Raw genomic sequence first — 1,668 nt, forward strand, 5'->3', positions numbered from 1 at the left:
CCACCGTTGCAGGACCAGAGCTGGATCTGCGTGCCGTTCGCCGACGAGCCGTTACGCACATCCAGACACTTGCCGGCCAGTCCGGTGATCCGACCGGTCCGGTCACCGTCCGGCGGCGGGTTCGTGCCGCCGAGTTCCCTGATCCGGATGTTGCGGAACGAGACGTCGTCGCCGGTGCCGTGGTTCTGGATGCCGATGTGGCCGGCGAGCGACCGGACCGGGTCGGTGTTGGTGAAGTCGTTGATCTTCGAGCCGTTCAGGAAGACCTGGAGGCGCTCCCCCTCCACCAGCAGCTCGTAGGTGTTCCACTCCCCCGCCGGGTTCAGCGCGGCGTCCCGGGCGGCGAGGTCGGCGGCCTGGAAGCCGTAGACCGCGCCGGTGGTCCGGTCGGCGGCGTCGGTGGGGTCGATCTGCACCTCGTAGCCGTTGTTGATGGCGGAGTTCGGGTCACTCGACGGTGGGAAGCCGATGAAGACGCCGGAGTTGTCGTCGCCGGCCACCCGCCAGTCCAGCTTCAGCGAGTAGTTGGTGAACTGCTTGGCGCTGTGCCAGAACAGCCCCATCCCGCCGACCGAGGTCAGCGTGGCGTCGGAGTTGCTGAAGCTGCCCGGCCCGGCCTGGGACCAGCCGCTGGTCGAGCCGTTGTAGAGGGTGGTGTAGCCGGTCTCCGGCCGGCAGTCGGCCTTGGTGCGGCCGGCTGCGTACCGGATGCCGCCGAGCAGGTGCGCCCGGAAGGCTGGCTCGGCGTACGACGCCTGGGTGTGGCCGCCGCCGGTGTAGAAGGACCGGCCGCCGTTGTACGTCTTGCACCAGGCGATCGGGTGGTCGGCGCCCATCACACCGCCGGAGTACGTCGACTCGTTAAGGTTCGCCAGCACCCGCGCGTTGGCGCGGGGGTTGCTCTGGAAGTCGTACCACTCGTCGGTACGGACCCAGTTCTGCGGCAGGTGGGCGGTGGCCGCGTGGGCGCGGTTCTCCACCCGGACGGTGGCCTGCTGGATTGCCGGGTGGGAGCGGAAGTACGCGCCGACCAGGTTGCCGTAGAAGGACCAGCCGTACTCGGTGTCGGCGGCGGAGTGCACGCCGACGTAGCCTCCGCCGGAGCTGATGTACGACTCGAAGGCGCTCTGCTGGCTGTTGTTGAGCACGTCGCCGGTGGTGTTGAGGAAGATCACTGCCTCGTACTGGGCGAGGTTGCCGGTGGTGAAGACCGCGGCGTCCTCGGTGGCGGTGACGGTGAAGCTGTTCGCCGCGCCCAGGTCCCGGATGGTCTGGGTGCCCACCGCGATGGAGTCGTGCCGGAAGCCGGCCGTCTTGGAGAAGACCAGCACGTCGTACGGGGCGTCGGCGGCGCTGGCCGGGGTGGCCGGTGTGGTGCAGGCGAGTACGGCGAGCGCGGCGGTGGCCAGGCCGACGGTTGTTCGGAGGAGTTTTCGCATCTAGCTCTCCCAACGATCGTTGTGTCAGGAGGGGCCCCTTAGCAACCCTAAGCGACGGCGAGGGGCCCCTCCTCGGATCAGGGCAGGACCCAGCGCTGGTTCGCGTTGGTGTGGCAGGTCCACAGGTGCACGGCCTGCCCGTCGGCGGAGCTGTTGTTCGACACGTCCAGGCACTTCCCCAACGCCCGGATCGTCGAGTTCGGCGTCACCGTCCAGGTCTGCGCCGCGG

Annotated in this window: 2 protein-coding genes; both read right to left on the reverse strand. The window is 68.9% G+C overall.

What is annotated here, in order from left to right; genetic code table 11:
- Positions 1-1,439: ThuA domain-containing protein (locus Vse01_RS29080; RefSeq protein WP_204019279.1), on the reverse strand; the 1,439-nt coding region annotated here is incomplete at its 3' end.
- A gap of 77 nt (positions 1,440-1,516) precedes the next feature.
- Positions 1,517-1,668 (reverse strand): ricin-type beta-trefoil lectin domain protein (locus Vse01_RS29085; RefSeq protein ID WP_204019280.1); only part of this gene is annotated, 152 nt, incomplete at its 5' end.

It is taken from the genome of Micromonospora sediminimaris (genome assembly GCF_016863575.1).
Classification (GTDB): domain Bacteria; phylum Actinomycetota; class Actinomycetes; order Mycobacteriales; family Micromonosporaceae; genus Micromonospora; species Micromonospora sediminimaris.